This is a genomic window from Pedobacter anseongensis, assembly GCF_037482965.1.
Lineage (GTDB): Bacteria > Bacteroidota > Bacteroidia > Sphingobacteriales > Sphingobacteriaceae > Pedobacter > Pedobacter anseongensis.
On record NZ_JBBHKB010000003.1, the window covers coordinates 129,715 to 151,212 of the forward strand.

General features: G+C 38.6%; 12 protein-coding genes. All 12 read right to left on the reverse strand.

Features of this window, described 5'->3' with window-relative positions:
- Positions 1 to 2,541: an L-rhamnose mutarotase gene (locus WG904_RS11360; RefSeq protein WP_339579436.1), complete on the reverse strand. Its 2,541-nt coding sequence runs from the start codon at positions 2,539 to 2,541 to the stop codon at positions 1 to 3.
- Between the two features lies 1 nt (position 2,542).
- Positions 2,543 to 3,451, reverse strand: a complete 909-nt coding sequence (locus tag WG904_RS11365; protein WP_339579437.1) for a sugar phosphate isomerase/epimerase family protein — start codon at positions 3,449 to 3,451, stop codon at positions 2,543 to 2,545.
- Between the two features lie 8 nt (positions 3,452 to 3,459).
- Positions 3,460 to 4,896: a DUF4974 domain-containing protein gene (locus WG904_RS11370; RefSeq protein ID WP_339579438.1), complete on the reverse strand. Its 1,437-nt coding sequence runs from the start codon at positions 4,894 to 4,896 to the stop codon at positions 3,460 to 3,462.
- A complete protein-coding gene (locus WG904_RS11375; RefSeq protein WP_339579439.1) occupies positions 4,893 to 6,026 on the reverse strand; it encodes a sialidase family protein in 1,134 nt (377 codons plus the stop codon). Before WG904_RS11375 ends, WG904_RS11370 begins: the two co-directional genes overlap by 4 nt.
- Positions 6,027 to 6,134: 108 nt before the next feature.
- Complete coding sequence (locus tag WG904_RS11380; protein ID WP_339579440.1) at positions 6,135 to 6,779, reverse strand: DUF3826 domain-containing protein; 645 nt, start codon at positions 6,777 to 6,779, stop codon at positions 6,135 to 6,137.
- 71 nt (positions 6,780 to 6,850) lie between these two features.
- Positions 6,851 to 9,577 (reverse strand): alpha-L-rhamnosidase, encoded by a 2,727-nt coding sequence (locus WG904_RS11385; RefSeq protein ID WP_339579441.1) that lies wholly within the window; start codon positions 9,575 to 9,577, stop codon positions 6,851 to 6,853.
- A gap of 112 nt (positions 9,578 to 9,689) precedes the next feature.
- Complete coding sequence (locus tag WG904_RS11390) at positions 9,690 to 12,461, reverse strand: glycoside hydrolase family 2 protein (protein ID WP_339579442.1); 2,772 nt, start codon at positions 12,459 to 12,461, stop codon at positions 9,690 to 9,692.
- Positions 12,462 to 13,802 (reverse strand): sialate O-acetylesterase, encoded by a 1,341-nt coding sequence (locus WG904_RS11395; protein ID WP_339579443.1) that lies wholly within the window; start codon positions 13,800 to 13,802, stop codon positions 12,462 to 12,464.
- A gap of 198 nt (positions 13,803 to 14,000) precedes the next feature.
- Positions 14,001 to 15,836, reverse strand: a complete 1,836-nt coding sequence (locus WG904_RS11400; protein ID WP_339579444.1) for a sialidase family protein — start codon at positions 15,834 to 15,836, stop codon at positions 14,001 to 14,003.
- Between the two features lie 90 nt (positions 15,837 to 15,926).
- Complete coding sequence (locus WG904_RS11405) at positions 15,927 to 16,856, reverse strand: glycoside hydrolase family 43 protein (RefSeq protein WP_339579445.1); 930 nt, start codon at positions 16,854 to 16,856, stop codon at positions 15,927 to 15,929.
- The gene (locus WG904_RS11410) at positions 16,856 to 18,262 is read right to left on the reverse strand and encodes a glycoside hydrolase family 140 protein (RefSeq protein WP_339579446.1); all 1,407 of its coding nucleotides are present in this window, start codon (positions 18,260 to 18,262) and stop codon (positions 16,856 to 16,858) included. The genes WG904_RS11405 and WG904_RS11410 overlap by 1 nt, the downstream gene beginning before the upstream one ends.
- A gap of 2 nt (positions 18,263 to 18,264) precedes the next feature.
- Positions 18,265 to 21,438 (reverse strand): DUF6298 domain-containing protein, encoded by a 3,174-nt coding sequence (locus WG904_RS11415; RefSeq protein ID WP_339579447.1) that lies wholly within the window; start codon positions 21,436 to 21,438, stop codon positions 18,265 to 18,267.
- Between the last annotated feature and the right edge of the window lie 60 nt (positions 21,439 to 21,498).

Genomic DNA, 21,498 nt, shown 5'->3' on the forward strand with positions numbered 1-21,498 from the left:
TTAGTTTGTTGGTTTGTTAGTTGTTGGTAAGGGATTAAAAAACACCCACACTTCCCCGGGTTTTGTTCCTTCAATTCCTACTTGATATTTTTTCATTAATGCATTCCAATCGTTAACCCTAGGATTATTTTCTGTCGTTTTAGGATTTAACTCTTCTAAACTTTTTCCTTTCGGGATACTGATGATGAGCATTAATTGTGGCCCATTCTTATAAATTAACAGTTGCTGAAACTCAGCATTACAAAATCCCTTTGAGAGTTCTGGCCATTTTTCGAATTGTGTAGCATGGTGGGCAAGATATTCGTTTTGCAAGGTGGTATCGCTTAGCAAATTAGCCGACAAAATAACATGACCCCATTCTTTCGCAAATGACAAATCACAATTCTTTTTTCGATTAAAATCGTAGATTAAATTATCGTATAACTTAACTTCCGCTTCTTTGAACTTAAGTGCTAATGCTTTTTGCATCACTGATGGATGTTGCTGATAGGTATAAATTACAAATCGATTTTCCCATGAGTATATAGCTTCAGCTGGAATATTTTTTTGCACGCAAAATGTTTTCAGCTCATCTGCACTTGGCTTTGTACCCACCGCGAACACAAGTTCAAAAACCACAGACTTTTGAAGAGCAAGATCTACATTAATTTCTCTAGAAGCTAACATACTAGCTTTTTCTGTTAGCAAGTACTGATACTCCTTTTGTAAGCCTGCGTTTTGTCTAATGCTATCCGCTACTAAATTTCCATTATTTAACCAAAGGTTACCCGGCCCATTCGCATTTTGCAAAAATTTGCTCGAGGGAGTCCAATTATCTTTAACTGTAAAATAGGATGAACCTTCGTCGGTATAGATGTAAAACCAATGATCAGGCAAATGTGCATATGGAGCACGATAGATGCTATCTATATAATTCTTTGTAATTAAAGAATTTTCTTGCGCCGATAAAGTATAAATACCCGATACATCATACAGGTGCTTTCCATAATGATGAATTTTATTCCCGATAATGGTATTGTTTTTCATTGCATTAACGGATTGTGTCCACCCCCAACCCAAACTTATCCCTGTATAAGAAACCTCATTTATTTCGTTGTGAGAAATTTTAATTCCACTTACATAGCCTGCTCCAATTCCTACAGCACCCCAGTCTTCGTTGGTGGCGTTGGTTATAAGGTTATTTTCGATGAGTTGATTACTACTTATTTCGCGCGTATCGGTTGGATTATAAGGCAAATGTACTTCTGTAGCTTCATCCGAAAACTGACCAACCAGTATAGCCGAGCCACCGATATCTTTAAAAAGATTTCCTTTAATGCTATTATTGTGGGTACCTTTTTTATAATCTAGTGCTGTTGAAGCCAAATGTTCGAAGCTACACGATTCGAAACTCGTAAAATCGGCATAGCTTACCTCTACAGCTGCCGCAGGGCGGCCAACCCAGGCTTGGTTTTCTAACGTGCGTTTATCTGTTGTACCAGGTACAGCTAATTTATAAGCATCGAGCATATACATTCCAGCTTGATGTGGAACATGGCCTTGTTTAGATGGCCTGAGCCATGAAGAATGTTGAAATGAAATTCCTTTAAACGAAACATATTTAACAGGATTATCTATTGTACCTTCAATTTTTAGTAAGTTTTCTAAATTAGGAACAATTGCAGTAGCGATTTGCATTTGCTCATTTCCTCTTGGCCAATAATACACTTTATGATTTTTAAGATCATGAAACCATTCGCCAGGTTGATCTAAAAATTGAATTGAATTGGTTAGAAAGTAGGCAGAATTACCCGTTTCTGTAGATAACCATGGTGCTGGCCATGGATGCTCAGATTGAATTCTGCTCTCGGGTTGCCTAAAAGATAATTCTACGGCATTGTCCATTACTTTTGCAGTCTTAACCCTTAAATTGGCTATGGCCCACCATTGGTGGATTACCATTTCCATGCCTTCGACATTGGAAAAGTTGATGGTCTTTGTTAAAGGTATCCTGCAAGTTTGTTTCTCAAAATCCCAAGACAAAATCCTACCCATTTTATCGCCATTATAATCTTTTGAGCGTATTGCCTTCTTATTATTTACCCAAAGCTGTCGAAATGTTAAATCGTAAGGCACATCAGCCGCCCAAACTTTACCCTGGGCATTTTGTGAAAGGCCATTAACCTTTCCTATTACCTTTTTCCAATTCTTTAAGCTTTGTCCACCACTTAAAATAACTTGGCGGCCTGGAACTGCAGCAATTGAAGTCGGACTACTTGCTGTTCCAGAATCTTCTGGCCGAAGTTTAACTGCTTCGTAGAGTTGGTAAAACCCTTCCTCAACGTTAATTCGGATACCACCTTTAATGCTCGCATCGTTAACTCTTCTTAATTCTCGAGCAATACGAATAGCTGCATTTAAGGTAGCCACCGGTTTTATTTTTGTTCCTGCATTTGTGTCATTACCTTTTAAAGAAACATAAATATCTGCTGCGTTAACCGAAATAACCGTTACAATAACGTTAAAGAATAAAAGCAAATAAAAAAGTTGTTTTATCTTCATCTTAATTAAGTTGAAATATCTTTTTTAGATAAGCTGTATTGGCGCTAAAATTACGTTTCACATCCTTGGTATTGTTGGCATCGCGCGAACGTTCGATAACCAACCATCCAGCCCATCTCATATCATCGAGTGTTTGCTTTACGCGAACCAAATCTATTTTTGGATCATTTTGCAGCCAAACACCATCTTCGTTCGTGGCATGAATTTGAATAATATTTTTTTTTCCTAAAATTTTCAACTCTTCGCATACATCTCTTCCATTTTTTAGTGCATTAGAAAAGTTGAAATAGCTTTTTATCGACTTAGATCCTATTTCTTTAAGCAATGTTAATTCTCCTTTTGCATCTAAGGCGGTTTCAATTCCAATTACAACACCCGCTTTATTGGCCATTTTGCCTACAACTTTTAATCGATCTACAATAGGCTGGCGCAATTCTGGATTTTTCACTAAATCGCCTTGCACACCTAAAGGTAAAAATGCCACGTTAACATCCATTGCTTTCATGGTATTTAAGCAATCTTGAATCATTTTAATATAAGTGGGGCGAGTTGCAAAAGATTGTGCATAAAAACCCGTCATAGCCAGCGAACAAATCTCTAACTTCAGTTCTTTCGCTTTGGTTAAAAATTTCCTTCTAATAGATGGGTCTGCTAATTGATTTTCAAAAGTTTCTCGATTACCCAATCCACCCATATCCACTTCTAGTCCATCTGCACCAATTTCTTTTGTAAGATCAAATGCACTTAATTTTTGACGTTTTAATAGCATTAAATCAATAACCGCAACCTTGTATCTGCATTTTTTAGGTGTGGATGCACTTGTCCATTGCATTGGAAGGAACCAGCCACCCGCTAATAGACCCATTTGCGTTAAAAAAAACCTTCGATTGCTATTTGGTTGGTTTTGCATGCGCCAGTTTACTTTTTAGTGAATAATTTCTCTAATTGTTCGAATCCCATGATTGCATTTTTCGGCAAACGTTCTCCATTATCTCCAAATACGTACAGTGCTTTTTCAGGTTCAATGGTGCATTTGCTTTCATTATATTTTCCGGTACTGTCTCTAACTGCAGTTGCGTTAAGCTTAAAATTTTTAATCAGGAAGTTGTACAACGCTATGCGCTTATTTACCCCAAAGTCGTGCTTTTCAGTTGGCAAATGCACATTTTCAACCTGATTTGTTGCACCATAATATGCATAAATTTTTTGCAGGTACGGAAAGTCGTGCTGTGGGGTTTCTGCTGTCCAATCGCCCCCATCAGACACGATAAGCATGGGTTTCGGTGCAGCCATGGCTGCTAATTCTACATTATTTGTTCCGCCACCACATTGATGAATTGGCATACCACTTTCACATGGGCAACCACCAAAGAAATAAGACGACATGGCAACTACCGGGGCACTTAATTTAATCCGGTCGTCTAAAGCAGTCATCAATATAGAATGACTGCCTGCACCTGAACCCCCACTAATGCCAATTCTCTCGGTATCTGTTTCTGGAAGCGCAGTGAAATAATCGAGTATGCGTATTCCGCCTAAAGTTTGAACGGTTTGTGATAAGCTCCTTCTGTGGTCTTCATAGTTAAACTGCAGCATCGACTCGCCCCACGCAAAAAGATCATAACTAAAAGCCATCGCCCCCATTTTAGCTATCATCGCACAACGTAGTTGACAATCGGCTCGATAGCGTTGCTTTTCCCAATGCCCATCAGGACTCAATACTAAAGGAATTTTACCTTTAAATTTCAATGGTTTATACAACGACCCGTTGATGTAAACACCAGGCAAAATTTCTAAAGCAATGTTCTCAACAGAATAGCCATCCATTATCCGCTTCTCAGTGATGATTGGTTTTGAAGCGGGTTTAGCAGGTAAAGGCGAAAGTTGTAAGGCCTCATATAGAGCGGGTTTAAGCAATGATTTACGTACTTCCCAACTGGCTTTATTGTTATATTTTGTAGCCAATTGGTCTAGAAATGCCCAGCCATCTTTAACTTCCCATCGATAATATTCATATTCTTTAAGTTTATACACCTTGTCCTTTTCTTTATTCACTTTCATGTCTAAAGGCATTAAAACGTTGGTCAAGGTTTCATCAACAGTAGTTCTAAATCGCCAGCTGGCATAGTTAACCCATTTATCTTTTACTTGAGGTTCGCTATATTTAATTTGTACACCAAAACGCCTTTCGATTTCCTTAATAACATCGACCAATGGTTTGCGGTATAATTTATCGGTGTTTTGTTGAGCATGTAGGGTAATTTTGAGGAGTAAAATCACAAATACCAAAATCAATCGCTTTAGCATTGCTTGGTTGTATTTCCTCTCCATAGCGCTATACATAAATTTTATCATGGTTCTTCACTTTTAGCTTCCGTTAATGCAGGTGCAGTATATCCTTTAAGGCTTGGCCAGATGCCATTTTTAATCGGTATCAATTTGAGTTTAGAAGGATCGACCACTACGTGTTTAATTTTTTCTCTTCTCCAGGTATAGATAAAATGAAGCATTCCATCAGCAGTTTGGATTACCGCAGGATACGAATATTGGCTAATTGGGGAGTCTTCTAAAATTAAAGCAGCCGACCAGTTTATGCCGTCTTTAGAGATGGATACATTTAAAGGTGTTCTTGCTCCTTTTGCTAGATCGCCTGGAGGCAAAACATGATTATAAACCAGAACATGTTGCCCATTTTTCATGGTTAAAGCATCGGTGCCTGAATTGTTGTTCGGTAATGAGGTTAACGTTAAGGGCGACCAAGTTTCGCCGTTATCGTGCGACCATGATTCGACAATTGCACGATTTCTTGTCCGAGCTAAAATTTGCAGTTTTCCGTTGCCATGTGTTAAAATACTAGGTTGGATCGCATTTATACCTTTACCCTCGAGTGGGCCAATAGTTCTCCAAGTTTTTCCATTATCTTTTGTTACTTCAAAATGAATTTTCCATCCATCGCCTTCCTTGCTCGATGGGGCAAATAAGTTACCATTATTTAATAGAATAGGCTTATTTTTAACTGGGCCAATGTAGCCATCAGGCATTTTTGTAGCTGCAGACCATGTTTTCCCCCCATCTTTCGAGGTTTTCATCATTCCCCACCATTCTGATGGTTTTGGACCGATCTTGTAAAATAAAATCAAATCTCCTTTTGGGACTTGATATAATACAGGATTCCATGTAGGTAATCTAGTTCCATCCTTTTGCACGCCATCGGCCGCTGAAACAGGCGCTAACCATTTACCTTTTACCATTCTGCTGATATAAATTTCTACATCAGGATCACGTTCTTTAGTACCCCCAAAATAGGCTGCTACTAAACCTGTAGGCGTTTCTACCAAAGTAGCCGAATGACATGATGGAAAAGATGCCTTTTCGTACAGAAATTCTTGTTTAACAATGCCAGTTTGCCATTTGGCCAATTGGGCTTTAACGTTAAAGGTAAATGCTGTGGTTATTATTAAGGTTAAGATTATATTTTTTTTCATGTCATTGGTTCATTGGTTCATTTTGTTGGCAAGTTTAAATGTTGCAAAGTTCAAGTCGATCGAGTTATACGTCCAAAACAACTTTACAACTTTAAACATTACAGTTCCTTACTGTTTCGCTGCTTTTTCGTCTCTTATTTTTTTTGCATACGCACTATATAATGCTCTCCAGTTGCGTCCATTACTGTTCAAAAACTGCTCTGATTTCGTTTTATAGATTTCGAAAATTGCTGAAATCTGTTTCATGTTTTTATAATCTACAGCTTGTTCTCGTGCTTGTTTTAAGAAAACCGTAATTTTTGCTTCTTCGTTGGCTGTTAAATCGGGTACTATTGATTTATATCCTGCTAACGTGAAGGCAACTTTTCCAATCGTATATTTATCTAGGATAGCCTCGACTTGCTCTAGCGTTAAATCTTTTCGCAATCCATTCATTAAATCTTGATGAATAGCTATTGGCATAGCCGAATCGGCAATAATAGAACGATCTAATTCACTTAGCTTCGTACCTGTAACAGGATTTATGCCCTCTGGAATGGTTGATGAAGGATGTTCGTTGTGCCAATTACGAATGGTGGATAAATGCGTTGCAATTACAGATCTCACCCTCGCTTCTTTTTGGACATCGTTTAAGCTTAAGGAGGACACCCACTCTGCCGATTTTTTTTCAATTTCGGGATCAGCTGTAGTTTGCGCTTTTGAGGCAAATGTAGTTTGTAAGATTATTACAATTAATAATGCTATTCTTTTCATTTTTCTTATTTTAATTTTTAAAGAGATTGCTTCGTACCACGCAATGACGCGAACTACTTCATTAGCTAGCTCTATTTCACTAAAAATGAATAATTTCCAGAGCCCAATTCATATAATGCCCTATCTTTTTCCATTTTTATAAACTTTAAATCTTTAATATCTCCAAACTTCTCACTTACATTTTCGCGAGAAGTGGTAGGAATATATACCTCGGCAGTTGTATTTGCTGGTATCGTTAAATTCCAAATAAATTGTTTATCCGTTTTACCATAGCTACTTTTAATTAATCCGTACGGTGAATCATAACTTGCAGTTACCGAATTTAACCCCCTTATCATCTCCGGTTTCATTGTAATCTTTTTAAATGCTGCACTTTCTGCTTTTATTCCTGCTAGATTTTCATAATACCAGATTAATAAATCGCCCAACATCATCACATGATTTTGAGAATTCATTTTCGGGTCGGAAGTATTTCCGTTCCAGAGTTCCCAAATGGTAGTTGCGCCATTATCGACCATATATCCCCAACTTGGGTAGGTTTTTTTTGTTGCAATGGTATAAGCCAAATCTGGTCGGCCATAATCATTCAAGCAACGCATCAGCCACTGTATTCCCACTAAGCCATTACTTAAATGCCCATTGTTAGTGATTTCTATGGTTTGGATAATATTTTCAAAAACCTTGTCGATTTCATTTTTAGGAACCATTCCAAAATATAACGGAATAATATTCTCTGTTAATGCATTTGTTCCATAATATCCCTTACCGTTATAGAACTTCTGATTAAAGGCATGATTAATTTTATTACCTAAAACTTCATATGCATCTTTTTCTTCGTTTGCACCTAACAAAGTACTAAACTTCATCATCATCTGTGTAAAATGATAATAATAAGCTGTTGATATTAATTCTGAAGGATATTTTTTATCTGCACTTTTACCTCTCCCGGCTTCTATAGTAATTGGTGGCATACACCAATCTCCATAACTATCTTTAGTTAAAATATAGTCTTTCATGTAGCGATCTTGCATATATGTTAACCATTTTTTCATTGAATGATAATTATCTTTAATAGCCGAAATATCACCAGTTTGATTGTACACCATTTCACTAACCAACAAGAGTGTTCCGGGCCAGCTCATGTTATCGCTATAGTAGCGCCAAAAAGCTGGTGCAACATCGGGTATAGCACCATCATCTTTTTGCGAATTCCGGATGTCTTGCAACCATTTGGTATAGAAACGACCGTTATCAAATACAAAACTCTCACCAACTGTTACCGCTCCACGATCGCCCAGCCAAGGCATACGCTCATTTCGTTGTGGGCAATCGAGCGGAATCCCTTTATAATTTCCGGCAATACTCCACCATGCGTTTTTGAAAATCTGATTCGTTAACTGATCAGAAGTTTCGAATGAGCCAATGGTTTTAATGTTATCGTAAATAATTTTACCCGTAAAATCACTCAAGTTAGGCTGATAGGTATATCCAGTAAGCTCTACATATCTAAATCCGCGATATACAAAAGTTGGTTCCCAAGTTTCAGGTTGATTATCTTTTAGTTTATATAAATCGGTACATTTTGCATCACGAAGGTTGGCGGTAAAAAGTTCGCCATTTGGCTGAAGCGATTCAGCAAAACGGAGTTTAATTAGCTGTCCCTTAACCCCCTTAACTTTTAATTGCAACCAGCCCACCATATTTTGGCCCATGTCTAAAATGTACCTTGTGCCCGTTAATTTGGTAATTGAAATTGGCTTGAGCTCGTCCATTATCTTAATATTCTCGTTCATTTGAGCCTCATACGTTCCTGCTGGTTCTTGCACAAATTCGGCTTTCAGCCATTTTGTATCTACAAAACCAGGGGTATTCCAACCAGGCATTTCCTTACTTGCGTCGTATTCTTCTCCATCGTATTCGTTATTGGCCCGAATTGGTCCATCGGCCGTGCCTTTCCAACTATCGTCTGTATCTATATTAGCTATTGTGCCATCAGTATAAACGATATTGATGTTCAAAAGCATTTTTGGAAAACCAAACGATTTCACTTTGTAAGGCTTATTGTGCTGGCGCATGGCGAAAAATCTTCCATTTCCAAGCTTTGCGCCCACAGCATTTTTACCATTAATGATATAAGAAGTTACATCATAAGTATTGTACTTTACATTTTTGGTATAATCTGTTGGCGTAGGGGCTAAAACCTCATTACCAACTTTTTTACCATTTATAAAGAGTTCGTATAAGCCTAAACCCATAATTGAAGCAGTGGCGTACTTTATATCTTTGGTACTTTGAAATTCTTTTCGGAAATAGCGGGCAGATAAACGGGAGTCGGTTTTAACATTATCCCAGGGAAAAGCCCGATCGAAACCAATCCACCCCTTTGGCCAATCTTTGTAATACAGCAAGCCTATGGTAAAGAAATTATTGGCCGACCATTGACTTTCTCCGACGGTTGTCCATGTTTTTACTTTCCAAAAAGCACGCATTCTACTTTTCAAAGCTTTTCCACTATAGGTAACATACCTAGATTCTTGCGTGGTTATTTTACCTGAATCCCATAAATCGCCTTCATTTGCACTTAATTTTTCAGAACTTGAAGCAACCAAAATTTGATAAGCCGTTTGCATTACATTACGTTCTCCTGAAACAATCTGCCAAGCAAAACGAGGTTTAACCACATCGATACCCATCGGATTCGTTAACATTTCGCAGGTGGTATTTTGCAAAGTTACTTGAGCACTTGCTTGTTGGGTTAACAGAAGTATTATAATTAATATGTAGCTTTTTAAGTTCATCCTTATCTATTTTTTGTTGCTTAGCAGCTTTTTTAACACAGAGTTCGCTGAGTTTTACACAGCGTGCTCGGAGTTCTCTGTGTATTCTCTTTTTCTCTGTGGTTAACCCTTCCTATTTCCCCGTAAAATCAAAATACAAGGTCATATTTAATGCCCTTGCAGGCTCCTTTTCAAAGTCATAAAATATATGTTTCATTCCCATTGGCCCTGTGGTTTCTGGTTTTTGGGTTTTTGTTCCAATTGCCGATATCCCATTCATAAATGAAATATCACCTGTTGGGAAAGTTGGGCTCATGTTGTCCCATTCGGTATCTCTTGATTTTTTAGGCGTAAACAATCTCAAGAAAACATCTTCTCGATCGGTAAACACCTTAAAAGATTGCGATTTTCCTACAAACTTTACCCAATACAAGTTAGCATAATATCCTTTAAACTCTGGATATTCAAATGGGATTTCTCCTGTTGCGCTAGTATTATAGTCTTTCTTCCAAACTCCAAAGCTATTCCCTTTCATTCTATTTTTCCAAACTCGATTTGGGCCATTTCCCATATATTCAACTCCTTTAATTTCTGTTTCGGGGTACGAGAAATTTAATCCCACGAAGGTGGTAAAATAGGCGCTAGGGAAATAGTTTACCTCCATTTTAAGTATACCAGAAGGAAATACGGTCCATTTTAACGTATTATAACTTTCTTTACGGTTAAAGGTGGATGAAATCACCACGTTTTCGCCGTCCTTTACTGCCTTAAATTCTTTAAAATTATTTACACCTTCCTGTAATATTGGCCCATTATTAAGTGGAACAATCGCATTTTCCTTGCTTACTTTTTCGAGCAAACCTGTAATTTTATTAAACACAAAATGGATACCATTTGCTTCAGTTTCGAATGCTGTGCCTGTTTCATTTAGTTGTACTGGCAATTCACCCTCTTTTTTTAATAGACGTTCTGCTTGTGTTTTTGGCAATAGAATTGGAAAACTCCACGTAAATATTTTTACGCCACTTGGCGATTTTGCTGTAACGTATAAAACGTCGTAATTTCTCCAACCGGTTGGTAGGTCTACTTTTAATATTCCTTTTTCAAAAGGTTTGATTGATGGAGCCCTTATTGTTCCCTTTTCGAAGTTTGAAATTGGATTTTTCAATTCCTCAAGTCGCCAGCTAAAGGTGCATTGATTTAAATTGGTAAAGGCATATCGATTTTCAATAGTAAATTTGCCGTCGAATGCAGGGGTCATTTCACGTTTTTCGAAAAATATTGGGCTCCATACTTCTTTAATCGTATAAAAACTCCCTTCTTTTTGGCGATAAGGACCAACTATACCATCGGGTCCACGGTTGCCATCGGTATCTATTTCTCCATTTTTATCGGTACGAACTACACCCTGATCAGCAAAATCCCATAGAAATCCACCCGCTGATAAAGGATTTTGCCACATTGCATTCCAATAATCTTCTAATCCGGCACCATGTCCACCATCGAACATACCGTGCAAAAATTCAGTCGGCATAACGATATTGTGGCCATGATCGTAGTTCCCAATCCCATAATCGAATTCACGATAGTGTGTAGTTTCAAAGCCACCAAATACTTCCCACGGGTGAACAACCACACGTTTTTGAATATCTTGTTGTGAAAATAATGGATCAAGGTCTCGATTGTGTCCGCCTTCGTTGCCATTGGCCCAAAGTACTATCGAAGGATGATTTTCGTCGTTCATCATCATTTCTTCTAGCAATTTAGTTCCAGTTGGCGTATCATAATTCCCATGCCATCCAGCAAGTTCATCCAAAACATATAAACCTAACGAATCACAAACGTCTAAAAAATGGCCATCTGGTGGATAATGTGACATACGGACGGCATTCATATTCATTTCTTTTATCAACAACACATCGGCAATGCTAATCATTTTGCTTGTGGTACGCCCTGATGATGGATAAAAAGAGTGCCTATTTACCCCTTTGAACTTTATTTTTACACCGTTTACATATACGCCATCGCGTTCTTTTACCTCAATGGTTCTAAAGCCAATTTTTTTCGATTGGGTATGTACAATTTTTCCGCCTTTAGTTAAATTGAATTTGGCGGTGTATAAGTTTGGGAATTCAGACGACCATAATTTTGGATGAACAAACTGTTTTGAAAATTCGACTGATCTAGCACCTGGTTTTATTGCTACCGTTATTTTTTCTCCGAATTTACTACCGTCTTTCGCTAATAATTGAATTTCTACACGATCTGCTATACCCGCGACAGTTAATTTACCTGTAAACAAACCATTTGCCTGCGCATAAAGTTGTACTCTATCAAAATGGGTCTGCGGTAATGCTTCTAAATAAACCGGTCTAAAAATACCGCCAAAAATCCAAAAATCGGCTTTCCGTTCTGCTTCATTAACCGATTGGTTAGCTGAATGTTTAGCGACTTTAACTTCGAGTAAATTTTCAGCGCCATATTTTAATAATTTAGAAATATTATATCTGAAAACGTAAAATGCCCCTTGATGTATTTCTCCTGCTGGCTGACCATTAATTTTAACCTCTGTATCGGTCATAGCACCCTCGAAAACGATATTGGTTAACTTATTTTTCCAGTTAGCTGGTACAATGAATTTATACTTATAAAACCCTTCTTCTTTTCCTCTGACACTATCTTTTGCAAAACCATAATCGTACTTCCCGAAGCCTTGTAATTCCCAATTTGAAGGAACAGGTATGGTTGTCCATTTTCCTGCATTCATACCCTTAGTACAAAAGAAATCCCAGTTTTTGGTATTATCGTTACCGGTACCAGATAAATATACCTTTTCTGTTTGCTGAGCATTTGCTGAGCAAAATAGCATAACCAGGTAAAAGAAAAGTACAATTGTTTTCTTCATTTAATTAATTTTGAATGCACGGGTTAAGCTATTATCTGTTCTAAAAGGCAAAGCTGGTAAGCCCGTTTTGCCATAAAAATTGCTAGCTGGCGACTCTGTCCAATTAAAACGAACAATCTCTGGTTTACTAATTTCCTTGGCCGATACCACTACCACTTTACCAACAATATGGGCATCTGCTGTCACAAATTTACCGTCGTTGCCTGCAACGGTAAAACCCGTTAAGGGTTCTTTTAAATCGGCATCGAACAGATCGAATGCTACCATCGCTTTATCACCCTCAAAGCAAACTGATTTGTACAGTGGGCCAGAAAACACTACTTTTTGATGATAATCGTTCGCCAAGGCCCATAATGCAAGTCGCCTACCAACCTCCCATTTATAGGTGGGGTGCAAATCCTCGCCATTATCGTTAAGATCTGTCGTAACAATTAACCCTGTATGGGGCAAACGTAGTTGCTGTGCCTGCGCTTCCCAAAACTCGGGTTCTGTATTCGCATCTAGTGCCTTTTCGTTCTTTTGTTTCGAATAATTAAATGGTGCAATTTGAACTAAATAAAAGGGCATCGTTTCATTTCCTCCCCAAGCGCTACGCCACAAATTGATTAATACTTTCATTTTATATGCATAGCTAATTTTTTCATCCAAAAAGCAATTCGTTTCGCCTTGATACCATAAAAAGCCACGTAATTTAAATTTTGTTAAGGGCTCTATCATGGGCGTGTAGAATTTACCAGGATCATTACTTAACTTTTTATCCTTAAAATAGGCTTCTTGTGCTAATGCTTCTTTCGAAATCCAAGGTTCTATGGCGCTACCACTTACCGAAGAGCAAACGATCCCAATCGGAATATCCAATTTTTGTTGCAACGCTTTTGCAAAGAAATAGCCTACGGCCGAAAAGGCACGTAAAGCTGAATCTTGTGCGATACTCCAACTTTTATGTATAGAATCGGGTTTAATTAATGTTTTTCGATTGACTAAAAAGATACGAATTTTCGTGTTTTTGGCATTTTCTACTTCATCTTTCGGGAAACCTAGCTTTGGATTTTTAGGCGTTGGAATCTTCACCAACTTTCGCATTTGATATTCCATGTTCGATTGACCGGAGCACAACCATACTTCACCCACCAAAATATCGGTTAAAACAATTTTATTGCTCCCAATGATGGTCATGCTCTGGGGTACAGACGATGTTTTTAAAGGCTCCAAAACAACTTGCCACTTGCCCGATTGGTCGGTTACCGTATTTTTAGTTTGTTTAGCAAAGCTAACGCTCACTTTTTCGCCTGCTGCACCAAAGCCCCAAATGTTTATGCGTGCATTTCTTTGCAATACCATTTTACTTGATAAAATCTGGGGCAAGAGAATTTTGGCGTTGGCTGAAAAAGATGATAGTATAAGAAAAAAAAGAACTAAACTAATTACTAAGCCAGAAGTTTGTAAGAAGATTGCTTTGTAACTCGCAATGACGAACTGATAGATTGCTTTGTAACTCGCAATGACGGTTTTGACATAAAAAATTGCTACTGCTATCATCTAAAACACTCCCGTTTTTAAATATTTAATCGAATACGAAGCTTCCTGATCCATTTCGCCGGGTTTTGGCAAATCGTAGTGCTGATCGGCAGGGGTATCTACAGTTGGAAAGCGACGTACATCGCCCGTGCGAAAAACAATTCTTGAAACTTCTGCTAAAGGCACAAATGATAAACTAGTTAGTACATCTTTTCCATTCACTGTAACCGTATAAAAACGATTTGCTGTGTTTAGTTTTATATCAATTGTGTACGTTTCGCCAGCTTTATAAGTCATAAAATTCTTATATCGTGACCCTGCTTTTGCACTCAATGTTCCTGCAGAGTCGAACGTTAATCGAACGCCTGCCACTCCTTTGGCATCTTGTAGTTCAATTTGCATTAAGCCATGATGATCTTGCGCAGGCGTTATCGAAAAAGAAGTAATTATTTTAGTTCCGGCTGGAAAAACTCGTTCGGCCTTAGCGTAATCGTAAGGATCTTTATCTTTCAATACTAGAACTCGTTCATTTTTAAGGGTTTCTATTTTAACAGGAGCCCAAATGGGGCTATATATATTCCATAATGATAGCTCTTTACCTGTGCTTATCTTATTAAATACTTCATCAACTTGCGAGGTTGCTTTTTCATGTACTGGAAGGGGAATAGACGATACCCAAATGTCTTCTTTATTCATGCTGTAGGTAACCCACAACTTGCCATCGGGCGGATTACCATTGCCCTCTTCAATGCCTCTAACATATTGAGGTCCGTACGATTTGTAATTCCCACCATAGCGCATCGGGGAGATTTCGCCATTTACCAACAATAAATTAGTATAAGTTAATCCATCATTACTCGTAGAAATGGCTAAAGGCCATCTGTATTCTGATGGATTATAAACCGTAGCATATTTACCATCTGCTGTTTTTTGTCCCCATATTTTAGCATTGCTATTTACAAAACCCGGAGCTCTAAATGCACTTTCTGGCCAGCTATTTCCATTATCTGTACTTATTGCTGTTAGTGCATTTTTCCATAAGCCAACCACTCTACCATCTGGCAGGTGATAATAGCTAAAAGCTTTGTATTGCTTCTGAAGGGTAATTATTGGATCCTTTCTATCGGCTTCTTCATTCCACTGTTGAGTCATTAACTTATTAGCCAATAATTCATTACAGGCCTCAACAAATGCTTTACTTTTACTTTTGGTATAAAAAGGGTAATTGGTATTCGCTTCTGACCATTTCGGATTGTAGCGGATAAAATAGATTGGCCCATACGTACCATCGGGCATAATTTCTCTTACAGCTCTACCAATTCCATTCCCATCATTAGGATCGTCTTTTGCATCGAAACTAATGGCATAAAAGCCTAAAACTAAACACACATTCTTGGTCGACACATAAAAACCCATCCGTTGGTGCATTACCGCATCAAGATCTTTGGCCACATCTTCTCTACCTTCTTTTTTGGTTCCATCAGGGATGCGATAAATAGGAAAAATAACTTCTGGCTTTTTCCAAGTATAGCCATCTTTAGACGATTGAATAAAGGTTTGTCCGGGAGGGATACTTTCGCCCACTTTATCGCTTAAATATTCTACATAGAAGGTATTATTCCAATAGGCTAGCATTGGGGCGTGATTATACGTCCACCCAAATCCCTCTGCCCATTCAGGATGCTCACGATTGGCACGAAAGGTTTGAATGCTATGTACGCCTATTACTGGTGTAAGTTGGCCATGATGATAATCAGCATTAACGAGGGTTTTGCCCGTATAGCGTACGGTGTCTTGGGCGGATGATTGAAAAATTATCCCTAGTATTAAAATAATGGAGCTACTTATTGCTTTCATTTACGCTTTATCTTATCGTCATTGCGAGGTATGAAGCAATCTCATTATTAAATTCTGCTAGCAGATTGCTTCATACCTCGCAATGACGGTTTATTGTTTCGTTAATTTTTCTACCACTTTCCTTTTCACCTTAATTATGGTCCCGTGTTTATGGCCTTCTGGGACCGTAATTTCTGAAGTTACATCTTTAAACGACTTAAAATCTTTTGTTTTAACGGCCGAATATTTTTTATCGCCATAGGCATCGAAATAGATCAACCAGTCTTTTCCCGCTTTTACTACCGTAGGCCCTTCGGTTAAATTCGGACTAAACGGTTCCGAAACTCCAGTATATGGACCTAATGCGTTATCACTAAAAGCTACCTTTAAATTGCGGTTTGGGCGTGTATTATCTTTTAACACCAAAACATAATCTTTAACCGCTTTTTTAACGATAACTGCATCAATAACACTAAAACCTGGATCTAAAAACAATTTGGGTGCTGTAAATGAGGCAAAATCTTTGGTTGTAATTACATACATCCGATGGTTATTGTCTTCTTCTTCAATACCTTTTGCAAAGCGGAATGGAATGGTCGAGGCCCAAATTATCAAAAACTCTTTCTTTTCACTATCATAAAATACCTCTGGCGCCCATACATTTACGGTTGTGGGTTCATTCGCTAAAACTGGGATAAACTTTTGTTCGCTCCATGTAATTAAATCTTTCGAACTGGCATAGCCAAACCCTCTGTCTCCTTTCCAACTGCATGTCCATACCAAATGAAAAACTCCATTTGGATCTTGAACGATCGAAGGATCTCGCATAATTTTTTGAGTTCCAATAGTTGGTTTCAAAAATACCTTATTTAAATCCTTCCAATGGTAAGCATCGTTACTATATAACAATCGTAAACCTTCGTTTGCAGGTTCATGAAAAGAAGTAAAAAGGTATGCTTGCTTTGAACACGAGCTAAATGCACAAAACGCTACCGCTAAAAAAGCATAGAGTAAAAATTTATGTTTAGCCTTCGTTATCATTATTTTATACTATCCAATAGTAAAACCCAATCATTTGCGTCCTTATTTCCCCCTGGCGGAGTAAAATGTTGCACTCCTTTGTTCTCAACTTCATTAATCAATGTGGTTTTTCCTGTACGAGGGTCGAACCACGATGCTTTCACTTTATCGCCTTCGATTTTACCCATGTTAACATGAATATCATTTCCATTGAAAACATAAATCATTGCATAATCTTTTGCTCGGGTAGCCACTAAATGGTTGTATTGTGTTCCATTTTCTCCGGCAATGAGCGACTGATCGGGCACACGGTCGAAATAAGAACGCGATAACATCAAGTTCTTTAAATGGATCATTTGAGTGGCTCCTTCAGCATTTATTGCTTTGAACCATTGGTCTTTTGGACCATAGGCGGGATCTTTGTCGGTTAGCTTAAAAAATTGCATTACCGAATTGTGTCCATAAGTGTACCCAAATGCACCTGCAAAAACCGACCAATACCCATATCTTCTCACATCAGCGGCAGTCCACCGAGGTTGCTTCGTATCGTGTAATCCTTGTGGGATATCTTCGTACGAGGGTTCGCCATCTATTGTTGGTTTAGTTGGTTTTAAGGCATAGTCTACATCTATATACTTATAATTATCTGGTCCGAAATGGTTTTTCTCATTTCTTGAGGTATCCTGGCTGTACCTGCGATGCCCAGACTGCACCATGTTAAAGTCCATCCATTTTGAGTTGTGAAACCAATCTGAAGAGGCAGTTCGACCGCGAGGATGGAAAGTAATTAGGTGAGTTGGGTCGTTTGAGCGTATCGTTTCGCCAATCGTTTTCCAAACAGGCATTTGTTCACTTCCTTTAATATCACCACCGTTTAGCCAAATGATGTTCCATTTATCTCTATACCGTTTAGCCAGAAATTCGGCATATTTTGCAGCTTGATCTCTTTTAACTTTTTTATCTTTAACATTTGTTCCCCAAACGGGCACTAAAGCCATATAAATTCCCTTTTCGGCGGCTTTATCAATAATATAATCTACATGATCCCAATAATCGTAGGCCAATGAATCTTTAGGATCATTTCCTTCGGTAACAGCCGGGTATGCTACATTTCCCTTTACAACCGACGAATCTAAATATACATTTCTCGAAGGCACATCGTGCAAAAGCATGGCTTGAACCACATTAAATCCCTGTTGCTTACGATCTTCAAGATATCGATCTGCCTCTTCACGGGTTAATCGGTTAAATAATAGCCAACCTGTATCACCTAACCAGAAAAACGGTTTACCATCGCCAGTCATTAAAAATCGTCCATTTTCTGAAACGACTAAACTTTTTGGGCTTTGTACATTTTTCTTTGTACAGCTATAGAGTGATAAACATAGCACCAGAAAAAGAGTATTTTTTTTAAGGATTGAGTTCATTTTTAAATTTTATGGACGAAAATGACTTCATCTCCTGTTGCTACTCTGTTAATTTTTACTGTTGTGCCAGCGCTTATGTTCTCTTCTTTTACCACATACCCATTACGTGGATTAATAACTTTTACAGTAAATATTCCTGTTGTGTTTCTTAAATCGAGGTTAATGGCATCGGCCGATGCATTGTAGAATAGGTAATCTTTTCCCATATTGGCTAAGCCGTATTGTTTTGGTTTAAGACCCTCAAATGCAAAGGGTTTCATTGTTGCAAGGGTGGATAATAAATTGGATGCAAATACATTGGAAAGTGAACCGCCCCCCATTAAAATCGCCCAACCAAACATTGGATAGCTATCGCCTGAATAGATGATCGCCTTTTTAGGAAATTTGTTTCTATATTCCGAAACTGCACGATACACCTGTTCGAAAGAAGTTTTTTTCGGCTTAAGTAAACGTGCATGTTGACGGGGTGCTAAATTTTCTCCACCCTTTGGCGCGTAAACCTGCTCATTTTCTTGGTAATGCCAATACCTGATATCGATTAGATCGACTACTTCGGCACGTTTAGGATCGGCCAAGATTGCATCTTGCACATCTTTAGTCACACTTAATCCAATTATTGGGTGCTTTCCTGTTTCTTTTTCCCATTCTTTGATGGTATCTAGCCAAAACTGAACAAAATGAAGGGGTCCAGTAAATTCAGCTCCAATTAATTGAATAACACTAGAATTGTTTGCAAAATTATCCAGGCACTTTCTAATGTAAGCGATGTGCAGTTTACGACGTACTGGATTATCAATATCATAAAATTGCGCTGCTAAAAAAATACGTTTATCCCCTGCATACGGTACCGGCTCTGGAAATCCACTGCTATTGATATTATTTGCTGTACGCCAAGGAAAATCGGCATAATGTGCTCCCGCTTCGATAATGTTATGCTGAAAGTAATTTTGATGTAGGAGCACCAAGCCTTTTTGGTCGGCCAGATTAGCAAATTGCTTGAGGCGGTCCCAATACCATAAATTATACTTCGATACGTCATATTTGCTTAATCCGTCCCAAGCCTTATCTACACCGCTTCGCGCAAATGGAAGTTCATAGAACGGTGCCCACACGTCGCCATCCATTCTTCTAATGCGTTCGTGATCGTCTCTACGGCGATCGTACCACAAGCCATAATTATGTTCTAAAATCTTCATAAAACTATTTTTCATGCTATCGGTAATCGCATTCAGATCGTCTGTTAACCCTTTTCCTTCTCTCCCCGGCACAAAACGGGTGATGTGAAATTTTGAACCTTCAATACCATGTGGTCTTGCGCTTCCATTCCACCATTGCACCTCTTGTCGGTTACCAAGCACCACGTCATTTCCCCGTACCAACCAGCCATTTTTAACTTCCATGGTTAAACCTTTTGTGGGTTGAACTACCTTATCTAGTCCAATGGCATCAATTGATTTCGCACCATGGGCATCAGTGCTTATTTTTTGTCGCTTAGGCGCCTCATCTATATATTCGGCCAAGGTTTGTAAAGGGTTTATCGCAAGTTTAGTTAGTTTCATGGCCACCTCTACGGGCGGACTACTCGAGGCTTCAGTTTCTACTGGGAATAATATTTCTCTTTGGTTTGCCTCAGCTGCTATTCGATCTTTAAGCTGTGCATAATATAGGCTCCGGGGTTGGATTTGTTCATTAGAAAGGTCCCAATAGCCATCGCCAGCAAATTGAGCCCAAGTACCAAAAGCCCAATTTTGGGCGGTTGGTGGACGATAATTATCTACTCTAGCGGCACTACATTGCCAAAACACGCTGTTTGCGGCGGCCCAACCGGCACCTTGCCCGTCTTGGCCACGATTTAAATAACTTAAAGCTTGGCCATCTACATTTACAATATCGAACAATACACCCGATGCCCAACTATCTAAAGCACCGCTAAATCCAAACGGCAAATACGATTCACATTGCACAAAAACATTCGGACCCGCTGCACAATACCCCACACCAAAATCGTGCATGCCATATTCGGCATAAATGCGCTGAAAAAGGGTTTGTTGGCCTGTAGTTAAGAAGGTATTTCTTCTTTCGCCAGCAATTTCAGAGATTGGCGCTAACGATTTGCAATCTTCTACGGTAACTCGGTTAGCAGATTCTAAAATATTGACCGCTGAGCCTGCAAAATGCTCAAAAACCACTTGACGAACCCAAGCATCGGATGCATTTTCTATACTAATGGCGTTCCAACGATGGTATTCGTCCTTTATATTTGCCTTGTTGTAGGTAGATTGAAGTTTTAGATTTTCGACACCTGTTTGATGAATACGACCTTCCCAGATATATTTCGCAACTGTACCACCTTGGTATTTGGCGTCCAGCGCGGTTGTAATTGGGGCATCGAATGTAAGTTGATTTCCGCTAATGCTAGTGATTTTTCGGTCCCAAAATACATTTCTCTGGTTTGGTTTCCACCCTAAAGAAGTAATGCCACCCCCAAAGTGATCGGCCCCTATATCATCGATCCAATTTTTTGGTGATGGACGTTTAATGATAATTTGATCGCCTACGTTAAAATCTGCAGCATCCGCGACCGTAAATTGAAGCGCATTTACTGGCACATAATTATCTTTTATGGCTATTTCTGTTTCTTTTACGCGGTTATTTATACCTAAAATTCGAATTACGCCAATTCTGTCGAGCCCAGAAGCTAAAATTACGGTTCCACCAGTTCCCATTCCACTTCCACGAAGTACCACACCAGAAGCATTTATTTTTAGTACCCCTGATACATTATAAATTCCCTTTTCAAGTAACACAGCTCCCCGCAAACCATCTTTTGCGATGGGTAATTTTGCTACATAATTTAGGGCCGATTGTATTCTTAAAGTAGCATCGCCCGCTAAAACAGGCACAACTATTTTAACCGATGCCATCGGAATTGCTTTATCGCCGCCCATGTAACCCGCGTACGAAAAATCGGGAATGCGATTGCCTAATGAGTCGGGGGTATATTGCATTTTCCCATCCTTACCTTTGAAAATGGGTTTAGGGGGGAGTACGGGTTTTTGGGCTAAGGCTGATAAGGTGAATAAAAGAATAAATAATGCAAGCGTTGAACGCAGCGTGCAGAGCATACTAGATTGTTTTTCGCTTTGCGAATGATTGCACAGATTAATTGATTTCACCGATTTTGTTTTTTATTTAGTTTTTCTCCCCCCAATAAATCGTCATATCGAACAAACGTA